Origin of the sequence: Curtobacterium sp. CFBP9011, from assembly GCF_034045095.1 — a bacterium.
Classification (GTDB): domain Bacteria; phylum Actinomycetota; class Actinomycetes; order Actinomycetales; family Microbacteriaceae; genus Curtobacterium.
Genome location: NZ_JAXCWN010000010.1, coordinates 74,192 through 93,334 on the forward strand (window position 1 = coordinate 74,192; position 19,143 = coordinate 93,334).

Annotated in this window: 17 protein-coding genes; 16 read left to right on the forward strand and 1 reads right to left on the reverse strand. The window is 70.8% G+C overall.

Annotation, left to right across the window (positions count from 1 at the left end):
• Nucleotides 1-106: 106 nt before the first annotated feature.
• Nucleotides 107-1,426 (forward strand): maltokinase N-terminal cap-like domain-containing protein, encoded by a 1,320-nt coding sequence (locus tag SOM35_RS16330; RefSeq protein WP_290156759.1) that lies wholly within the window; start codon nucleotides 107-109, stop codon nucleotides 1,424-1,426.
• A gap of 110 nt (nucleotides 1,427-1,536) precedes the next feature.
• On the opposite strand, the gene SOM35_RS16335 is transcribed toward SOM35_RS16330, so the two are convergent.
• Nucleotides 1,537-1,902, reverse strand: coding sequence for a DUF1844 domain-containing protein (locus SOM35_RS16335; RefSeq protein ID WP_111073738.1), 366 nt, complete (start codon nucleotides 1,900-1,902; stop codon nucleotides 1,537-1,539).
• A 341-nt stretch (nucleotides 1,903-2,243) separates the two neighbouring features.
• Here SOM35_RS16335 and infC point away from each other — a divergent pair, with 341 nt between their 5' ends.
• The 15 genes from infC to tyrS all read left to right on the forward strand — a co-directional run bounded on the left by infC (nucleotide 2,244) and on the right by tyrS (nucleotide 18,674).
• The gene (gene infC / locus SOM35_RS16340) at nucleotides 2,244-2,915 is read left to right on the forward strand and encodes a translation initiation factor IF-3 (protein WP_221850501.1); all 672 of its coding nucleotides are present in this window, start codon (nucleotides 2,244-2,246) and stop codon (nucleotides 2,913-2,915) included.
• A 61-nt stretch (nucleotides 2,916-2,976) separates the two neighbouring features.
• Complete coding sequence (gene rpmI, locus SOM35_RS16345; RefSeq protein WP_111073736.1) at nucleotides 2,977-3,171, forward strand: 50S ribosomal protein L35; 195 nt, start codon at nucleotides 2,977-2,979, stop codon at nucleotides 3,169-3,171.
• A 29-nt stretch (nucleotides 3,172-3,200) separates the two neighbouring features.
• Nucleotides 3,201-3,584 carry a 50S ribosomal protein L20 gene (gene rplT, locus SOM35_RS16350; RefSeq protein ID WP_111073735.1) on the forward strand — a complete coding sequence of 128 codons (384 nt, stop codon included), beginning with the start codon at nucleotides 3,201-3,203 and terminating at the stop codon, nucleotides 3,582-3,584.
• A gap of 119 nt (nucleotides 3,585-3,703) precedes the next feature.
• Nucleotides 3,704-4,561 (forward strand): TrmH family RNA methyltransferase, encoded by an 858-nt coding sequence (locus SOM35_RS16355; RefSeq protein ID WP_253464764.1) that lies wholly within the window; start codon nucleotides 3,704-3,706, stop codon nucleotides 4,559-4,561.
• Between the two features lie 138 nt (nucleotides 4,562-4,699).
• Entirely contained in the window at nucleotides 4,700-5,740 is a 1,041-nt protein-coding gene (gene pheS, locus SOM35_RS16360) for a phenylalanine--tRNA ligase subunit alpha (RefSeq protein WP_111073733.1), read from the forward strand.
• Nucleotides 5,740-8,247, forward strand: coding sequence for a phenylalanine--tRNA ligase subunit beta (gene pheT, locus SOM35_RS16365; RefSeq protein ID WP_320516196.1), 2,508 nt, complete (start codon nucleotides 5,740-5,742; stop codon nucleotides 8,245-8,247). The genes pheS and pheT overlap by 1 nt, the downstream gene beginning before the upstream one ends.
• Nucleotides 8,248-8,320: 73 nt before the next feature.
• Nucleotides 8,321-9,418: an N-acetyl-gamma-glutamyl-phosphate reductase gene (locus tag SOM35_RS16370; RefSeq protein ID WP_320516197.1), complete on the forward strand. Its 1,098-nt coding sequence runs from the start codon at nucleotides 8,321-8,323 to the stop codon at nucleotides 9,416-9,418.
• A complete protein-coding gene (gene argJ / locus SOM35_RS16375; protein WP_320516198.1) occupies nucleotides 9,415-10,662 on the forward strand; it encodes a bifunctional glutamate N-acetyltransferase/amino-acid acetyltransferase ArgJ in 1,248 nt (415 codons plus the stop codon). Before SOM35_RS16370 ends, argJ begins: the two co-directional genes overlap by 4 nt.
• Nucleotides 10,662-11,690, forward strand: a complete 1,029-nt coding sequence (argB, locus tag SOM35_RS16380; RefSeq protein ID WP_320516199.1) for an acetylglutamate kinase — start codon at nucleotides 10,662-10,664, stop codon at nucleotides 11,688-11,690. The genes argJ and argB overlap by 1 nt, the downstream gene beginning before the upstream one ends.
• Nucleotides 11,687-12,913 (forward strand): acetylornithine transaminase, encoded by a 1,227-nt coding sequence (locus SOM35_RS16385; protein WP_221850506.1) that lies wholly within the window; start codon nucleotides 11,687-11,689, stop codon nucleotides 12,911-12,913. Before argB ends, SOM35_RS16385 begins: the two co-directional genes overlap by 4 nt.
• Nucleotides 12,910-13,851 (forward strand): ornithine carbamoyltransferase, encoded by a 942-nt coding sequence (argF, locus tag SOM35_RS16390; RefSeq protein ID WP_320516200.1) that lies wholly within the window; start codon nucleotides 12,910-12,912, stop codon nucleotides 13,849-13,851. The genes SOM35_RS16385 and argF overlap by 4 nt, the downstream gene beginning before the upstream one ends.
• Nucleotides 13,852-13,877: 26 nt before the next feature.
• Nucleotides 13,878-15,074 (forward strand): argininosuccinate synthase, encoded by a 1,197-nt coding sequence (locus SOM35_RS16395; protein WP_111073728.1) that lies wholly within the window; start codon nucleotides 13,878-13,880, stop codon nucleotides 15,072-15,074.
• 116 nt (nucleotides 15,075-15,190) lie between these two features.
• Entirely contained in the window at nucleotides 15,191-16,660 is a 1,470-nt protein-coding gene (argH, locus tag SOM35_RS16400) for an argininosuccinate lyase (protein WP_320516201.1), read from the forward strand.
• Between the two features lie 8 nt (nucleotides 16,661-16,668).
• Nucleotides 16,669-17,328, forward strand: coding sequence for a DNA-3-methyladenine glycosylase (locus SOM35_RS16405; RefSeq protein ID WP_320516202.1), 660 nt, complete (start codon nucleotides 16,669-16,671; stop codon nucleotides 17,326-17,328).
• A 32-nt stretch (nucleotides 17,329-17,360) separates the two neighbouring features.
• Entirely contained in the window at nucleotides 17,361-18,674 is a 1,314-nt protein-coding gene (gene tyrS, locus SOM35_RS16410; RefSeq protein WP_320516203.1) for a tyrosine--tRNA ligase, read from the forward strand.
• Nucleotides 18,675-19,143: the final 469 nt, after the last annotated feature.

The window sequence follows — 19,143 nt, forward strand, 5'->3', positions numbered from 1 at the left end:
CAGACCCGCGCCCCGACGCAGCCCGCACGCGTGATCCCGCGCCCCGACGCGCCCCGCACCCGTGATCCCGCGACCCGGCGCAGCAGCGACGGGTAGCGTCCCCGACATGACCGACGCTGTGCACGCCGACCCCTTCGAGACCGCCGTCGCCGGCTGGATGGCCGACCAACGGTGGTACGCCGCCAAGGGCGGGACCCCCAGCATCCGGGTCGTCGCCGAACAGACCGACACCACCGCGGACGCGACGATCCGCACCCTGTTCGTCCTCGACGACGCTCCCACCGGCCCGGTCCTCTACCAGGTCCCGCTCACCGTGCGCCCCGCCGCGGTCCCCGAGCTCGCGCACGCCCTGGTCACCGAACTCGACGGTGCAGCGGTCTACGACGCCCCGCACGACGTCGCCTACGCACGCTGGCTGCTCGGCCGCATCGAGGCCGATGGCGAACACATCGGTCCGGTCACCGGCGCGCGCGTCCTCAGCGGCGAGCAGTCGAACACGTCCGTCATCGCCGACACCGCCGAGAGCGGCCGGGTGATCACCAAGGTCTTCCGTGTCCTGCACGACGGTGAGAACCCCGACGTCACCACCCAGCGTGCGTTGTCGACCGCCGGCTCCGTCCGCGTGCCACGCACCTTCGGCGCGCTGACGGGGGAGTGGCCGGACGCCGGTCAGGCGAGCGGCACCGCGCACGGCCACCTCGCCTTCGCGCAGGAGTTCCTGCCCGGGCTCGAGGACGCCTGGCGCGTCGCGCTGACCGCGGCCCGGGGCGGCGAGTCCTTCGCCAGCGCCGCCGACCGACTCGGTGCCGCGCTCGCCGAGGTGCACACGGTCCTGGCCGGCGCGATGCCCACCGCGACGTCCGGACCGGACCAGGTCGACGAGGCGATCGCGACGATGCGTCGTCGCCTGGACACCGCGGCTGCCGAGGTGCCGCAGGTCGCCGAGCACGCCGCCGCCGTCGGCCGGGTCTACGACCGGGCGGCGACCGTGCCGTGGCCGACCATGCAGCGCATCCACGGCGACCTGCACCTCGGGCAGGTGCTCTCAGCCCCCGAGCCCCGTGGATGGGTCTTCCTCGACTTCGAGGGCGAGCCGCTCCGTCCGATGCCGGAACGCTCACGTCCGGACGTCGCACTGCGGGACGTCGCCGGCATGCTGCGGTCCTTCGACTACGTCGCCGGCGCCCTCGCGCACGAGGACGAGCCCGTGGACACCGGCGACTGGGCACACGAGGCGCGCAGTGCGTTCCTCGACGGGTACGAGCGGGGCAGCGGGTCCGACCTGCGCGCACACCGCGCACTGCTCGACGCCTTCGAGCTCGACAAGGCGGTCTACGAGGTCGTCTACGAGGCGCGGAACCGCCCCACCTGGGTCGGCATCCCCGTCGCGGCGGTCGACCGGTTGGTCGCGCGCTCGGCAGCATGACGACGGTGGGTCGCGCGTGCAGCGTGACCGGATGACGGACGGGAGGCCCGTGGCGACACCGCCACGGGCCTCCCGTCCGTCAGTGGGACCGTCTCCGTCAGCGGAACCGTCTAGTTGACGGGTCCGGTGTACTTCTCGCCCGGACCCTTGCCCGGTGCGTCCGGGATCGCCGACGCTTCGCGGAACGCCAGCTGCACGGACCGCAGTCCGTCGCGGAGCGGACGCGCGTGCTGGTCGCCGATCTCGGTCGCGGCCGCGGTGACGAGCCCGGCGAGCGAGGTGATGAGCTTCCGCGCCTCGTCCAGGTCGGTCTGCTGCTCCGGGTCGTCGGCCAGGCCGACCTTCACGGCGGCGGCGCTGAGCAGGTGGACGGCCACGGTGTTGATGAGTTCGATCGCGGGGACCTCGGCGATGTCGCGCGCGGCCTCGTCGGAATCGTCGAATGCGGGGGCCGGGTTGCTCGGGGTGTCGGTCACGGTGCTCCTCTGCTAGACTCGCCGACGGCAGACACTGTCCGCGCGCCCGGATCTTTCCGGTCGAGCCCAGATCCTCCCTGTTGTACTCGGGAAGGTCCGGATCAGGACAGCGTCACGAAAGAGGAGTTCCTCCCACCCGCGGCTGCACCAAGGCTACCGGGTCACCACCGCTCCGCCGGAGTCCACGATGTGGGCATCGGCAGGCCGAACCGCAAGGGTCGGCGCAAGCCGGACCGCAAGGGTCGGCGTCGGGCGGCTGCCGAACGGGTCTCGATCCGTGCGTCAGATCTCCTCTCTCGTGCCGTCGTCCCGGGCAAACGCCCCGGACGGCCACCACCTGATTGAAGGAGCTCCGCATCACCGATCCCCGTACCAACGACCGAATCCGCGTCCCCGAGGTCCGACTGGTCGGACCCCAGGGCGAGCAGGTCGGCGTTGTCCCCATCGCCGTCGCACTGCGCCTCGCGCAGGAAGCCGAGCTGGATCTGGTCGAGGTCGCGCCGAACTCGAAGCCGCCCGTCGCCAAGATCATGGACTACGGCAAGTTCAAGTACGAAGCCGCTCAGAAGGCCAAGGAAGCCCGCCGCAACCAGGTCAACACCGACCTGAAAGAGGTCCGGTTCCGCCTGAAGATCGACGTGCACGACTACGAGACGAAGCGCAAGCGCGCCGAGGGGTTCCTCCTCGGTGGCGACAAGGTGAAGGCGATGATCCTCTTCCGCGGTCGCGAGCAGTCGCGTCCCGAGCAGGGTGTCCGGCTCCTCCAGAAGTTCGCGGAGGAGATCGCAGAGTTCGGCGTCGTCGAGTCGCGTCCGACCCAGGACGGCCGCAACATGACGATGATCATCGCGCCGCTCAAGAACAAGTCGGACGTCAAGGGCGAGCAGAACGCCAAGCGTGCCGCTGAGAAGGCCGAGCGGAAGGCCACCGAGCACTCCGCCAAGGCCAAGCCGGAGGACGAGCCCACGTCGGCTCCCGCCGCAGCAGCCCCGGCCGACTCGTCGGCCGAATAGGTCCTCCCAGGCCGATCCGCGCTCGACGCGGTCCCCATCCACCCCACGGAAAGGCACCACGATGCCCAAGCAGAAGACCCACTCCGGGTCGAAGAAGCGCTTCAAGATCACCGGCAGCGGCAAGATCATGAAGCAGCAGGCCGGTATGCGCCACAACCTCGAGGTGAAGTCCTCCAAGCGCAAGGCCCGCCTCAACGAGGACCAGGTCCTCGCGAAGGCCGACGTCAAGGCCGTCAAGAAGCTCCTCGGCCACTGAGTCGACCCGGATCGTAAAGGAACAGATCAATGGCAAGAGTCAAGAGAGCGGTCAACGCCGCCAAGAAGCGTCGCGTCATCCTCGAGCGCGCAGAGGGCTACCGCGGCCAGCGGTCGCGCCTCTACCGCAAGGCGAAGGAGCAGGTCACCCACTCCCTCGTCTACGCGTACCGTGACCGTCACGCGAAGAAGGGCGAGTTCCGTCGCCTCTGGATCCAGCGCATCAACGCTGCGTCGCGTGCGAACGGCCTGACCTACAACCGCCTCATCCAGGGTCTGGCCCTGGCTGGCGTCGAGGTCGACCGCCGCATCCTCGCGGACCTCGCGATCAACAACGCCGAGACGTTCGCCGCGCTCGTCGAGACCGCCAAGAAGGCCCTGCCGGCCGACACCTCGGCGCCGAAGGCAGCCTGAGCCACGTCACCCGTGCACCGGAACCCCCGCTCCGTCAGGAGTGGGGGTTCCGTCGTTCCCGGGGCCATCCGTCGGCAGTCCGGTCGTGGCGGGCAGCCGGTGGTTCCTAGACTGGGTCCGTGAGCGAACTCCTCGAGAACCCCCGTGCCGGCCGAGTGAAGGCCGTGGCCGCCCTGGCCAAGAAGGACGTCCGTGCCGAGACCGGGCTGTTCCTGCTCGAGGGCCCGCAGGCCGTGCGCGAGGCGATCGAGTACCGCCCGGAGCTCCTACGCGAGCTCTACGTCACCCCGACCGCGGCCGCGCGCCACGGGCTGGACGACGCTCCGGTCGACACCTGGTTCGTCACCGAGCAGGTGCTCGACGCGATGGCCGACACGGTCACCCCGCAGGGCGTCGTCGCGGTGTGCCAGCAGTTCCCGACGTCGGTGAAGGACGTCTTCCCGGACGCCCGTCCGGAGGCACGTGCCGACGTCGCCGAGTCCGGTGCCCTCCCCGGACTGGTCGCCATCCTCGAGGAGGTCCGCGACCCGGGCAACGCCGGCACGATCATCCGGGCCGCGGACGCCGCCGGAGCCGACGCCGTCGTGCTCACCGGACGCAGTGTCGACCCGTACAACCCCAAGGTCGTCCGTTCCACCACCGGCTCGCTGTTCCACGTGCCGGTGTCGGTCGGGGTGACGCTCGTCGACGCCATCGAGCGCGCCCGGGGTCTCGGCTACACGATCCTGGCCGCCGACGTGTCCGGCGACGACCTGCCGGACGTCCGCGCCGACGGCATGCTCGACGGGCCGACCGTCTGGGTCTTCGGCAACGAGGCCCGCGGCCTGACCACCGAGGACCTCGCGCTGGTCGACCGGGCCGTGAAGGTGCCGATCTACGGGCGGGCCGAGTCGATGAACCTCGCGACCGCGGCGTCGGTGTGCCTCTACGAGAGCGCGTTCGCCCAGCGCACCCGTTCCTCCACAGCCAGCGACTGACCCGTTCCCCTTCCCTCCCCACGGGCTCGGCCGCCACGCCGCTCCGCAGGCTCCGCAGCGCGTCGGTACCGGCCCGCGTGGGCCCAGTCCGACCGGTGCAGGGCGGCGGTGTCCCGTCGGCCGGTAGAGTTGGCTCTCGTGTCAGAACCTCTCGAGATCAGCGAATCGGCGGTCGCCGGTGCCGTGGAAGCGGCCCTCGCCGCCGTCCGCGCCACGACGACCGTCGCCGAGCTGAAGCAGGCCCGTGCCGAGCACACCGGTGAACAGTCGACGCTCGCGCGGATGAACGCGTCGATGCGCAGCGTCCCGCCGGAGCAGAAGGCCGCCGCGGGCAAGCTCGTCGGTCAGGCCCGCGGCCAGGTGAACCAGGCGATCGCCGCGCAGGAAGCGGTCCTCGCCGAATCGGAAGAGCGCGCGCGCCTCGACGCCGAGCGCGTGGACGTCACCGCGTTGCCGTCACGTCGCGCGCCGGGTTCGCGGCACCCGCTGTCGGTCCTCAACGAGACCGTCGCGGACATCTTCGTCGGCATGGGGTGGGAGGTCGCGGAAGGCCCCGAGCTCGAGCACGAGTGGTTCAACTTCGACGCGCTGAACTTCGACCAGGACCACCCGGCGCGGGCGATGGCGGACACGGTGTTCGTCGAGCCCGTGGACCGGCACCTGCTGATGCGCACGCACACCTCGCCAGTGCAGGTGCGGTCGTTGCTGTCGCGCGAGCTGCCCCTCTACGTCATCGCCCCGGGCCGCGTGTACCGCGCTGACGAACTCGACGCCACACACCTGCCGGTCTTCACCCAGGTCGAGGGCATCGCGATCGACAAGGGCCTGACGATGGCACACCTCCGCGGCACGCTCGAGCACTTCGCGCGCCAGGTCTTCGGCGCCGAAGCGCAGATCCGACTGCGCCCGAACTACTTCCCGTTCACCGAGCCGAGCGCCGAGATGGACGTCTGGCAGCCGAACGCCAAGGGCGGCGCGCGCTGGGTCGAGTGGGGTGGCTGCGGCATGGTCAACCCGAACGTCCTGCGCGCCGCCGGCATCGACCCGGACGAGTACCAGGGCTTCGCCTTCGGCATGGGCATCGAGCGGACGCTGCAGTTCCGCAACGGCCTGAACGACATGCGTGACTTCCTCGAGGGCGATCTCCGCTTCTCGCAGCAGTTCGGAACGGTGGTCTGATGCGCGTCCCACTCCGCTGGCTCGGCGAATCCGTCGACCTGCCCGACGACGTCTCGCTCGAGCACGTCCACGCCGCCCTGGTGTCGGTCGGGTTCGAAGAGGAAGCCGTGCACACGTTCGACCTGACCGGACCGGTCGTGGTCGGCCGGGTGCTCGAACGTGTCCCGGAGCCGCAGAAGAACGGCAAGACGATCAACTGGTGCCAGGTGGACGTCGGCGAAGCCGAACCCCGTGGCATCGTCTGTGGCGCCCACAACTTCGACGTCGGCGACCTCGTCGTGGTCACCCTGCCCGGCGCCGTGCTCCCCGGTCCGTTCCCGATCGCCGCGCGCAAGACCTACGGCCACGTGTCCGACGGCATGATCGCCTCGGCCCGTGAGCTCGGGCTCGGCGACGAGCACGACGGCATCCTCCGCTTCGCGGACCTCGGCATGGACCCCGAGGTCGGTGCGGACGCCATCGCGCTGCTCGGCCTGGACGACGCCGCCGTCGAGATCAACGTGACGCCGGACCGCGGCTACGCGATGAGCATGCGCGGGGTCGCTCGTGAGTACGCGCACGCCACCGGGGCGACCTTCTCGGACCCGGTCGACCGTGTCCTGCCGCGCACCGGTGACGGCTTCGCGGTGACGATCGACGACGCTTCACCGATCCGGGGCCGCGTCGGGTCGAGCACCTTCGTGACGCGGGTCGTCCGTGGCATCGACGCCAGCCGGCCCACGCCGGCCTGGATGGTCGCGCGCCTGTCGCTCGCCGGCGTCCGGTCGATCTCCCTGCCCGTCGACATCACCAACTACGTGATGTTCGAGCTCGGTCAGCCGCTGCACGGGTACGACCTCGGCACCCTCCAGGGCGGCCTCACCGTCCGTCGGGCCACCGCGGGGGAGCGCCTCACCACGCTCGACGCCGTGGAGCGCACGCTCGACGCCGAAGACCTGGTCATCGCGGACGGCGACGGGGCCGTGGGCCTCGCCGGCGTCATGGGTGGCGCACGCACCGAGATCACCGCGGCGACGACCGACGTCCTGATCGAGGCCGCCGGCTTCGACCAGGTGTCCATCGCCCGCACTGCCCGGCGGCACAAGCTGCCGAGCGAGGCATCGCGCCGGTTCGAGCGCGGTGTCGACCCGCTCGTCGCCCAGGCCGCGGCGAACCGCGCCGTCGAGCTGCTCGTCGACCTCGCCGGTGGTACGCCGGACGCCCTCGGGTCGACGCTGGTCGACGAGTCGGCGCGCCCCACCGTGACCATGCGCCTGGACCGGGCCGCCGGGCTCATCGGTGTCGAGTACACCGACGCCGAGGTGCTCGACACCCTCCGCGCGATCGGGGCGACCGTCGGCGTCGACGGTGACCGCGTCGACGGTGACCGCGTCGCCGTGACCCCGCCGAGCTGGCGCCCCGACCTGGTGGACGACGTCTCCCTGGTCGAGGAGATCGCCCGCATCGTCGGGTACGACCGGATCCCCAGCGTGCTGCCGGTCGCGCCGCCCGGACGTGGGCTGACGCGGCACCAGCAGGCCCGACGCCGGGTCTCGGCCGCTCTCGCCGCTGCCGGCCTCACCGAGGTCGTCACGGCTCCGTTCGTCTCCGCCGCCACCGCTGCCGCGTTCCCGGGCATCGACCCTGCGGGCGGCCCGAGCGTCGTCCTGGCGAACGCCCTCGACAGCGCCCAGGACCACCTGCGCCGGAGCGGTCTGCCGGCCCTCGTCGACGTCGCCCGTCGGAACCTCTCCCGCGGCCTGGTCGACGTCGCCGTGTACGAGACCTCCCGGGTGTTCCTGCCGGAGCCCGGCGTGGAGCTCGGCACCGTCGAGGTCCCGGTCGGGGCGCAGCGTCCGACGGCCGAGACCCTCGCCGCTCTGGACGCCGCGCTGCCGCCGCAGCCGTTCCACGTCAGTGCCCTGCTCGTCGGCAACGCCGTGCTCAAGCAGCCGGGCACGACGGTCGAACCGTTCGGCATCGCGGACGCGCTCGACGTCGCCCGCACCGTGGCCTGGGCCGTCGGCGTCGAACTGACCGTCGCGCAGACCAGCCACCCGTCGCTGCACCCCGGGCGCGCTGCGTCGCTGCTCGTCGGGGACGTCGTCGTCGGCGTCGCGGGTGAGCTGCTGCCGGAGCGCACGGCGGACGCCGACCTACCGCGTGTGGTCGCGGTCGTCGAGATGGACCTCGACGCCCTGGTCGCCGCGGCCCCCGAGCTGGTCGACGTCTCGGCGATCGTGTCGTACCCGGCCGCGACCCAGGACCTGTCGTTGGTGGTGGACGTGGCGGTGCCTGCCGGCGACGTCCTGACCGAGGTGCGCGCTGGTGCCGGAGACCTCTTGGAGTATGCTCGGCTCGTGGATGACTACCGGGGTGCCGGCGTGGACGAGGGACAGAAGTCCCTGACGTTCGCCCTGCGCTTCCGTGCCACGGACCGCACGCTGACCGCTGCCGAGGCCTCCGAGGCCCGCGACAGCGCAGTCCGACGTGCCGGCGAGCGATTCGGGGCGACCCTGCGCGACTGATCCACGACGGATCACCGCCCGGGGTCGCCGCCTCCGACTCTCTCGACGAACAGTCCGACCAAAGGTGGAACCCATGTCCGTATCCGTCGCCGTGGCTGGAGCCAGCGGCTACGCGGGTGGCGAGTTGTTGCGCATCCTCTCCGCTCACCCCGAGTTCGACATCAGGACGGTGACCGCGTTCTCGAACGCCGGACAGCCGCTCATCGCGACGCAGCCGCACCTGCGCTCGCTCGCCCACCTGACGCTGGTGGCGACGACGGCCGAGAACCTCCGCGGGCACGACGTGGTGTTCCTCGCGCTGCCGCACGGGCGGTCCGGTGCGATCACCGCCGAACTCGACGCGGACACGCTCGTGGTGGACTGCGGCGCGGACCACCGCCTGACCGACGAGAGCGCCTGGACGACCTTCTACGGCGGCGAGTTCCACGGCGCGTGGACCTACGGTCTGCCGGAACTGCTGCACGCTCCGCCCGCGCCGGGTGCAGCGGAGGAGTGGCGCGACGTCGACGACATCGTCGTGCAGGGCCGGCAGCGGACCGAGCTCGCGGCGACCAAGCGCATCGCGGTCCCCGGCTGCAACGTCACCGCGGTCACGCTCGGCATCCAGCCCGGTGTCCAGGCTGGGCTCGTCGAGTCCGACGACATCGTCGCCGTCCTGAGCGTCGGACCGAGCGGTGCCGGCAAGAAGCTCGAGCCGACCTACCTCGCCGCCGAGATCATGGGCTCCGCCAGCGCGTACGCCGTCGGCGGCAAACACCGGCACGTCCCGGAGATCCAGCAGAACCTCCGCGTCGCAGGTGCGTCCGACGTCCGCATCTCGTTCACGCCGGTGCTCGTGCCGATGTCGCGCGGGATCCTCGCGACGACGACGGCTCGCCTGGCGCCCGGGGTCACCGCGCACGACGTGCGCTTCGCCTGGGAGCAGGCCTACGCCGACGAGCCCTTCGTGCACCTGCTGCCCGAGGGCGTCTTCCCGCGGGTCGCCGACACGATCGGTGCCAACACCGCGTTGGTCGGCATCGCCGTCGACGAAGCAGCCGGTCGCGTCGTCGCGGTCACCGCGCTCGACAACCTCGCCAAGGGGACCGGCGGCGCAGCCGTGCAGTCCGCGAACATCGCGCTCGGCTTCCCCGAGACGCTCGGCCTCAGCGTGGACGGAGTCGCCCCGTGACCGACAGCAACCACAGCACCGACAGCACCGACGGGACCGGCGCGGACGACGCGACCACGGGCCTCCCGTCCGCCCAGGATGCGCTCCAGGGCGTCACCGCCGCCGCGGGCTTCCGCGCCGCCGGCGTCACCGCCGGCCTGAAGACGAGCGGCAAGCCGGACATGGCGCTCGTCGTCAACGACGGCCCGTCCGATGCCGTGGCCGCCGTCTTCACCTCGAACCGCGCCCAAGCGCACCCGGTGATCTGGTCCCGCCAGGTCGTCGGTGACGGGGTGGCGCGTGCCGTCGTCCTCAACTCGGGAGGCGCGAACTGCTTCACGGGACCGTTCGGCTTCCAGACGACCCACCTCACCGCCGAAGCGGTCGGCGATGCCCTCGGGATCGGCGCCGGCGACGTGGTCGTCTGCTCCACCGGCCTGATCGGGCGGGGCGACCAGACGTTCCGCGACGGCGTCCTCCGCGGCGCGACGCTCGCGGCCGACGCCCTCACCGACGGAGGGGGACCGGACGCCGCAACGGCCATCATGACCACCGACACCACGCCGAAGCAGTCCGTCGTGACCGTCGACGGCTGGACGGTCGGCGGCATGGCGAAGGGTGCGGGCATGCTCGCACCGGGGCTGGCGACGATGCTCGTGGTCTTGACGACCGATGCGGCGCTGACCTCGGACGAACTCGACCAGGCACTGCGCGCCGCGACCCGGGTCACCTTCGACCGTGTCGACTCGGACGGCTGCATGTCGACGAACGACACCGTCGTGCTGATGTCCTCCGGTGCGTCCGGCACGACGCCCGAGGTCGGTGACTTCCAAGAGGCCTTGACCGCCGTCTGCGCCGACCTCGCCCGCCAGCTCCAGCAGGACGCCGAGGGCGCCGCGCACGACATCGCGATCGAGGTGGTCGGAGCCGTGAGCGAGGACGACGCGGTCACGGTCGGCCGCAGTGTGGCGCGGAACAACCTCTTCAAGGCTGCCGTCTTCGGCAACGACCCCAACTGGGGCCGCGTCCTCGCAGCGATCGGGACGACCGACGCGGAGTTCGATCCGTACGCGGTCGACGTCTCGATGAACGGCATCCGGGTGTGCCACGCCGGCGCCCCCGACCAGCCGAGCGACAGCGTCGACCTCACCCCGCGGGACACCCACGTGCTCATCGACCTCGGGGTCGGACCGTACGCGGCCACGATCCTGACGAACGACCTGACGCACGACTACGTCCACGAGAACAGCGCGTACTCCAGCTGATGAGCGATCCGGACCTGTCGAAGGAAGAAGAGCACGAGCTCGCGACCGTCAAGGCCGCGACCCTCATCGAGTCCCTGCCGTGGTTGAAGCGGTTCTCGGGCAAGATCGTCGTCGTCAAGTTCGGCGGCAACGCGATGGTGAACGACGACCTCAAGCGCGCGTTCGCCGAGGACATGGTCTACCTCCGGTACGCCGGCCTGCACCCCGTCGTCGTGCACGGCGGCGGTCCGCAGATCTCGGCGGCGCTGAAGGAACAGGGCATCGAGTCCGAGTTCCGTGGCGGCTACCGCGTGACGACCACCGAGGCGATCACCGTCGTCCGCGACGTGCTGGCCGGTGAGGTGAACCGCGAGATCGTCGACCTCATCGACGAGCACGGCCCCGGCCTGGGCGTCGGCGTGTTCGGTGACGGCGGGTCGCTGTTCACCGGTGAGAAGAAGGGTGTCGTCGTGGACGGCGAGCACTTCGACCTCGGTCACGTCGGCGACATCACGCACGTCGACCCGTCGGGCGTCCTCGCCGCGATCCGAGCCGATCGCATCCCGGTCGTGTCGAGCATCGCGATCGACGACGCGCACCCGGACCAGGCGCTCAACGTGAACGCCGACGCCGCGGCCGCCGCGCTGGCGATCGCCCTGAACGCGTCGAAGCTGATGATGCTGACCGACGTCCCCGGGCTGTACCGCAACTGGCCCGACCGCGACTCGATCATCGACCTCATCGCGGTCGAGGAACTGCGGCAGCTGCTGCCGTCGCTCGAGTCGGGGATGATCCCGAAGATGACCGCGTGCCTGGACGCCGTGGTCGGCGGGGTCGGCGGCGCGACCATCATCGACGGTCGCATCCCGCACTCGATCCTGCTCGAGGTCTTCACGCTGCGCGGTGCGGGCACCGAGGTGATCCCGGACCCCAGCCGACGGACCGAGAACCAGAACACCCACGCCGAGATCGGCCGTCGCGCCGCCGGCGACCACGCGACCCCGCACCACGCGACCCCGCACCACGACGAGAAGGGCACACCACGGTGAGCACCGAGACGCAGACCGAGACCTGGAACGACCGGTTCGGGGCGTCGCTCATGCGATCCCTGACCCCGCCGAAGATCATGCTCGAGCGCGGCGAGGGTTGCCGCGTCTGGGATGTCGACGGCAACGAGTACCTCGACTTCCTGGCCGGCATCGCTGTGAACTCGCTCGGCCACGCCCACCCGGCGCTGGTCGAGGCGATCAGCGACCAGGCCGCGAAGCTCGTGCACGTGTCGAACTACTTCGCCACCCCGCCGCAGCTCGAACTGGCCGAGCGCCTCAAGCGCATCTCCGGAGCCGGTGATGCGGGCCGCGTGTACTTCGGCAACTCCGGAGCCGAGGCGAACGAGGCGGCCTTCAAGCTCGCACGCCTGAACCGCGGTGCCGACGGTCGGAAGACCCGCATCCTCGCGCTGCAGCAGGCGTTCCACGGCCGCACCATGGGGGCACTCGCCCTCACCGGCAAGCCCGCCCTGCAAGAGGACTTCCTGCCGATGATCCCCGGTGTCGAGCACATCGAGACGTCGATCGAGGCCCTCGAACGATCGATCGACGACACCGTCGCCGCACTCATCCTCGAGCCGATCAAGGGCGAGGCCGGCGTGGTCGACCTGCCCGAGGGCTTCCTGCAGGCCGCCCGGGCGCTGACCGAGCAGCACGGTGCCCTGCTGATCCTCGACGAGATCCAGACCGGCATCGGCCGGACCGGGTCGTGGTTCGCGTTCCAGAACACCGGCGTGACCCCCGACGCCATCACGGTTGCCAAGGGCATCGCCGGCGGGTTCCCGATCGGCGCCCTCGTGACCTTCGGGGCAGCGTCCGACCTGTTCTCGGCCGGCCAGCACGGCTCGACGTTCGGCGGCAACCCGCTCGGCACCCGGGTCGCGAACGCGGTCCTGGCCGAGATCGAACGGGCCGGCCTCGTCGAGAACGCCGTCGTCAAGGGTGAGCGGATCCGCGCCGGCATCACCGCACTCGGTTCCGACCTGGTGGAAGAGGTGCGTGGCAGCGGCCTACTCGTCGGCGTCGGCCTGCGTCTGCCCGTCGCAGCCGCCGTGTCAGCCGCCGCGCTCGACCGCGGCTTGATCATCAACGCCCCGAACGAATCGAGCCTGCGCATCGCGCCGCCGCTCATCGTGTCCGACGACGAGATCGACGAGTTCCTCGCGATCCTCGCCCAGAGCATGGCTGCCGTCGCGGGCGCCGACCAGGAGACCACCGCATGACCCGCCACTTCCTCCGGGACGACGACCTGACCCAGGCAGAGCAGTCCGCCATCCTCGACCTCGCCGTCGAGATGAAGCGCGACCGCTGGGGTGCGAAGCCGCTCGCCGGCCCACAGAGCGTCGCCGTGATCTTCGACAAGTCGTCGACCCGCACCCGGGTGTCCTTCCACGTCGGCATCAGCGACCTGGGTGGCAGCCCGCTCATCATCTCGACCGCCAACAGCCAGCTCGGCGGCAAGGAGACCCCGACCGACACGGCTCGTGTGCTCGAGCGCATGGTGTCGGCGATCGTCTGGCGCACCTACGGCCAGGCCGGGCTCGAGGAGATGGCGGCGAGCACCACCGTGCCCGTGGTCAACGCGCTGTCCGACGACTTCCACCCGTGCCAGCTGCTCGCCGACCTGCTGACCATCCGCGAGCACCGCGGTGCTCTGGCCGGTCAGACCATCGCCTTCGTGGGCGACGGGGCCAGCAACATGGCGCACTCGTACCTGCTCGCCTGCGCGACCGCCGGCATGCACGTCCGCGTCGGTGCTCCGGCCGAGTTCGCCCCGGCCGCCCAGGTCGTCGCCGACGCCGAGGCACGCGCTGCCGAGACCGGCGGTTCGGTGCTCGTCGTGACCGACCCGGTCGCGGCGGTCGCCGGGGCCGACGTCGTCGTCACCGACACGTGGGTCTCGATGGGCAAGGAAGAAGAGAAGCAGCAGCGTCTCGAGGTCTTCCACGGCTACCGCGTCGACGACGAGCTGCTCGCGCACGCGGCCGCCGACGCCGTGTTCATGCACTGCCTGCCGGCCGACCGCGGCTACGAGGTCACGGCCGAGGTCATCGACGGCCCGCGCAGCATCATCTGGGACGAGGCGGAGAACCGTCTGCACGCCCAGAAGGCCCTGCTCGCCTGGCTCCTCGCCGCCGACACGGCGACCGCCAGCACCTGACAACCACCCCAGCAAGGAGAACACTCATGGCAGACCGCGTCGTACTGGCCTACTCAGGTGGCCTCGACACCTCCGTCGGCATCGGCTGGCTCAAGGACGCCACCGGGAAAGAGGTCGTCGCCCTGGCGGTGGACGTCGGCCAGGGTGGCGAGGACATGGACGCCATCCGCCAGCGCGCGCTCGACTGCGGCGCGGTGGAGTCCGTCGTCATCGACGCCAAGGACGAGTTCGCGGACGACTACCTCGTCCCCGCCCTCAAGGCGAACGCGCTGTACCAGAAGCGGTACCCGCTCGTGTCCGCGCTGAGCCGCCCGCTCATCGCGAAGCACCTCGCCCTGACGGCGAAGCAGCTCGGCGCCGACAGCGTCGCGCACGGCTGCACCGGCAAGGGCAACGACCAGGTCCGGTTCGAGGCCGCGGTCGCCGCGATCGCCCCCGACCTGACCAGCGTCGCGCCGGTCCGCGACCTCGCGCTGACCCGCGACAAGGCGATCGTCTACGCGCAGGAGCACGACCTGCCGATCCTGCAGAGCAAGAAGTCGCCGTACTCGATCGACCAGAACGTCTGGGGTCGCGCGGTGGAGACCGGGTTCCTCGAGGACCCGTGGAACGCCCCGATCGAGGACCTCTACGCCTACACGCAGGACCCGTCGGTCGATCGTGAGGCCGACGAGGTCACCATCACGTTCGAGCAGGGGGTCCCGGTCGCGATCGACGGCCAGCGCTTCAGCGTCCTGCGCATCGTGCAGGAGCTCAACGCCCTGGCCGGCAAGCACGGCGTCGGCCGCATCGACGTCGTCGAGGACCGCCTGGTCGGCATCAAGTCGCGCGAGGTCTACGAGGCCCCGGCCGCGATGGCACTCATCGCCGCGCACGAGGAGCTCGAGAGCCTGACCCTCGAGCGTGACGTGAACCGCTACAAGCGCGGTGTCGAGTCGGAGTGGGCCGACCTGGTCTACGACGGTCTCTGGTTCGGCGGCCTCAAGCGCAGCCTCGACGCCTTCATCGACTCCACGCAGGAGTACGTGTCCGGTGACATCCGCATGCAGCTGCACGGTGGTCGCGCCACGGTGACCGGCCGTCGTTCGGAGCAGAGCCTCTACGACTTCGACCTCGCCACGTACGACACCGGCGACACGTTCGACCAGTCGCTGTCCAAGGGCTTCATCGAGCTGTGGTCGCTGCCGAGCAAGATCTCTGCCCGCCGCGACCTCGCGAACTAGCCGAAGCGCAGCCGCAGCCGCAGCCAGCACCACCAGCACCACCCGCCGGACGGGCCTGGGCCGCCAGCCCTGGCCCGTCCGGCACCACCCAGCCACCTCTGACGACGCAGGACGACATGACGGACGTGCCCCGGGCCTCCCGGCCGGAAGAAGCCAGCAGCAAGACCGACGCGACGAACACGGGCGCCCTCTGGGGCGGTCGTTTCGCGGACGGTCCGAGTGCCGAGCTCGCCGCGCTGTCGAAGTCGACGCACTTCGACTGGCAGCTGGCGCCGTACGACCTCGCCGGGTCCCGCGCCCACGCGCGAGCGCTGCAGACGGCCGGGTACCTGACGGCCGACGAGCTGGACCGGATGCTCGCCGGGCTGGACCGCCTCGAGGAGTCGTTCCTCGACGGGTCCCTGCAGCCCGCCGACTCCGACGAGGACGTGCACGGAGCCCTCGAGCGCCTGCTCATCGCGGACGTCGGACCGGAACTCGGCGGGAAGCTCCGCGCCGGCCGCAGCCGCAACGACCAGATCGCGACCCTCGGCCGCATGCACATGCTCGACCACGGACGGCGGATCGGCCGGATGGTGATCGACCTCGTCGACGCGATCAGCCAGCAGGCGTCCGAGCACGAGGGCGCGATCATGCCGGGCCGGACCCACCTGCAGCACGCGCAGCCGGTCCTGCTCGCCCACCACCTGCTCGCGCACGCGTGGCCCCTCGTCCGTGACCTCGAACGGCTGCGCGACTGGGCCGGCCGCGCGAGCGTGAGCCCCTACGGTGCCGGCGCGCTGGCGGGCAGTTCCCTGGGGCTCGACCCGACGGCGATCGCCCGCGAGCTGGGCTTCGCCCGGCCGGCCGACAACTCGATCGACGCGACGGCCGCGCGCGACGTCGTGGCGGAGTTCGCCTTCGTCCTGGCGCAGATCGGCATCGACGTCTCGCGTCTGGCCGAGGAGATCATCCTCTGGAACACCAAGGAGTTCGGCTTCGTCCGGCTGCACGATGCCTTCTCGACCGGGTCGAGCATCATGCCGCAGAAGAAGAACCCCGACATCGCCGAACTCGCGCGCGGCAAGTCCGGTCGGCTGATCGGCAACCTCACCGGCCTCCTCGCCACCCTGAAGGGTCTGCCGCTGGCGTACAACCGCGACCTGCAGGAGGACAAGGAGCCGGTCTTCGACTCGGTCGCTCAGCTCGAGGTCCTGCTGCCCGCCTTCACCGGCATGGTCGCCACACTGTCGTTCGACACCGCGCGGATGGCCGAACTGGCGCCGCAGGGCTTCTCGCTCGCGACCGACGTCGCCGAGTGGCTGGTCCGCCAGGGCGTCCCCTTCCGTGACGCACACGAGGTGTCCGGTGCGCTGGTCCGTTACTGCGAAGAGCACGGGATCGACCTCGACGACCCGACGGACGAGCAGTACGCGTCCGTCTCGCCGCACCTGACGCCGGACGTGCGTGCCGTCCTGACCATCGAGGGCAGCGTCGCCTCGCGTCGTGGCGTGGGTGGCACCGCGCCGGAGCGGGTCGCCGAGCAGCTCGCTGCCGTGACCCGGTCCGTGGCCGAGATCGCCGCGGGGACGCCCTTCGCCCGATGACCGGAGCGGTGAGCGCCGTGGAGGCCCTGCTGTCGGAGCCGGCCCCGGTCTCCGCGCCGGCGCTGCTCGGCGCGACCCTCACTGGCAAGGGCGTCACCCTCCGCATCACCGAGGTCGAGGCCTACTCCGGCTCCGTCGACCCCGGCTCGCACGGTCACCGCGGGATGACCCCGCGGAACCGGCACCTCTTCGGCCCGCCCGGCACCCTCTACGCCTACCGCTCGTACGGCATCCACACGTGCGTCAACGTGGTGAGCGGACCCGACGGCGTCTCGTCCGGGTCCTTGCTCCGCGGAGCCCAGGTCGTCGCCGGCATCGAGACCGCCCGGCAACGGCGTGGTCCGGCCGTCGCCGACGTCGCCCTCGCGCGCGGACCGGGCAACCTCGGGGTCGCGCTCGGCGCGGTCCTCGGCGAGGACGACGGAACCTCGCTCCTCGACGGCTCCGGCCCGTACCGGCTCACCCTCGCACCCGGACTGGAGGCCCGACTCGCCTCCGCGACACCGGCTGCGGTCACCGAGGCCCTCCTGGCCGACGGCTCGATCGCGCGCGGACCGCGGACCGGTGTCGGCGGGATCGCGGGTGGCGCCTCCTTCCCGTGGCGGTTCTGGTTGCCCGGCGACCCGACGGTGTCGACGTACCGCCGTCACAAGGGCGCCGTCGACTGAAGCGTGTCTCGCTGCGCCGCTACGATGGCGGGGTGTCCAGTGATACCGCTCCCGATGTCCTGACGCGCCAGCAGAACGACCCCACCTTCGCCTCGGTGTGGGACGAACTGCGCTGGCGTGGACTGGTGCACGTCTCGACCGACGAGACCGCACTCAAAGAGGCTCTCGACGCCGGCCCGGTCACCTACTACTGCGGGTTCGACCCGACGGCTCCGTCGCTGCACTGCGGCAATCTGCTGCAGCTGCTCACCATGCGTCGATTGCAGTTGGCGGGCCACAAGCCGCTCGCGCTCGTCGGCGGGTCGACCGGCTTGATCGGCGACCCGCGTCCGACGGCCGAGCGGACGCTGAACACCCCCGAGACCGTGGTCGAGTGGGTCGGTCGTCTGCAGACCCAGGTCTCGCGCTTCCTCAGCCCGGACGGCGAGAACGGGGTCCGTCTGGTGAACAACCTCGACTGGACCGCACCGCTCTCCGCGATCGACTTCCTGCGCGACATCGGCAAGTACTTCCGCGTCAACTCGATGCTCAAGAAGGACGCCGTCGCGGCCCGACTGAACTCCGACGCGGGCATCAGCTACACGGAGTTCAGCTACCAGATCCTGCAGGGGCTGGACTTCCGCGAGCTGTACCGCCAGTACGGGTGCACGCTGCAGACCGGTGGTTCGGACCAGTGGGGGAACCTGACTTCGGGCACGGAGCTGATCCGGCGCACCGAGGGTGTGGCTGCCCACGCGGTCGGCACGCCCCTCATCACGAACTCCGACGGCACGAAGTTCGGAAAGAGCGAAGGCAACGCCATCTGGCTCGACGCCACGATGACGTCGCCGTACGCCTTCTACCAGTTCTGGCTCAACACCTCGGATGCGGACGTGATCGCGCGACTGCGCGAGTTCACGTTCCTGTCCCGCGCCGAGATCGATCGGCTCGAGCAGGCGGTGACCGACGAGCCGTTCCGACGGGAGGCCCAGCGCACCCTGGCGACGGAGGTCACCACCCTGGTCCACGGGGCCGACGCGACGCAGGCGACGATCGACGCGTCGGCCGCCCTGTTCGGCAACGGTGACCTCGGCGCACTGGACGACGAGACCCTGCGGTCGGCGATCGCCGAGCTGCCGGGCTCCGTCAGCATCGAGGGGACGGCGGACCTCGCACGTGCCCTCGTCGAGACGGAGCTCGTGAAGTCCCTCGGCGAAGCCCGTCGCGCGATCACCCAGGGTGGGGTCTACGTGAACAACGAGCGAGCGGAGGACCCGGCGGCGACGGTGGCGTCCCTCGCACTGCCAGCCGGGGTGCTCGTCCTCCGCCGGGGGAAGAAGACCCTCGCCGGAGTGACGGTGTCCTGACCCTGTCCTGCTCTTCCCGAACGCCCGGTCCTCGTCGAGGGCCGGGCGTTCGTCGTCTGCCCGGTGGCGTCGCCGGCAGTCGCGTCGGTGTTGCAGTGTGCGACACGCCCGGGATGTGGGGTGGGTTGGTGGTGTGGGGTGGGGGCTGCGTAAAGTAATCCCTCGTCACCCCAAAGGTGCGGCGGAGCGGCTGGAGCGAAAGCCCAGAGCACGCCGGCCCTCAAGCGGGACCATCCTCCACTGGAGTTCAGATCTGGCCTTGTGCTGGTTCGCTTCGACGCTTAGGATGACTACTCCACCGGTTCTCTCCTTCGGGATGAGCCACTGGATCTGGTTGCACGGTTGTGTGGCTGGGTTCGACGACATCGGTGGGTTCGAGAACGACAGCCTCTCTGGCGGAGCATCTTCGTGGTGTCGAGTGGGGAGTGCGTCTGGTCCTTGAGAACTCAACAGCGTGCACATTGTCAAT

What these genes read in the sequence shown, in the direction of transcription:
- SOM35_RS16330 (WP_290156759.1), top strand. Translation starts at nt 107, where the DNA reads ATGACCGACGCTGTGCACGCCGACCCCTTCGAGACCGCCGTCGCCGGC.
- rpmI (WP_111073736.1), top strand. Translation starts at nt 2,977, where the DNA reads ATGCCCAAGCAGAAGACCCACTCCGGGTCGAAGAAGCGCTTCAAGATC.
- rplT (WP_111073735.1), top strand. Translation starts at nt 3,201, where the DNA reads ATGGCAAGAGTCAAGAGAGCGGTCAACGCCGCCAAGAAGCGTCGCGTC.
- pheT (WP_320516196.1), top strand. Translation starts at nt 5,740, where the DNA reads ATGCGCGTCCCACTCCGCTGGCTCGGCGAATCCGTCGACCTGCCCGAC.
- SOM35_RS16370 (WP_320516197.1), top strand. Translation starts at nt 8,321, where the DNA reads ATGTCCGTATCCGTCGCCGTGGCTGGAGCCAGCGGCTACGCGGGTGGC.
- argB (WP_320516199.1), top strand. Translation starts at nt 10,662, where the DNA reads ATGAGCGATCCGGACCTGTCGAAGGAAGAAGAGCACGAGCTCGCGACC.
- argF (WP_320516200.1), top strand. Translation starts at nt 12,910, where the DNA reads ATGACCCGCCACTTCCTCCGGGACGACGACCTGACCCAGGCAGAGCAG.
- SOM35_RS16395 (WP_111073728.1), top strand. Translation starts at nt 13,878, where the DNA reads ATGGCAGACCGCGTCGTACTGGCCTACTCAGGTGGCCTCGACACCTCC.
- argH (WP_320516201.1), top strand. Translation starts at nt 15,191, where the DNA reads ATGACGGACGTGCCCCGGGCCTCCCGGCCGGAAGAAGCCAGCAGCAAG.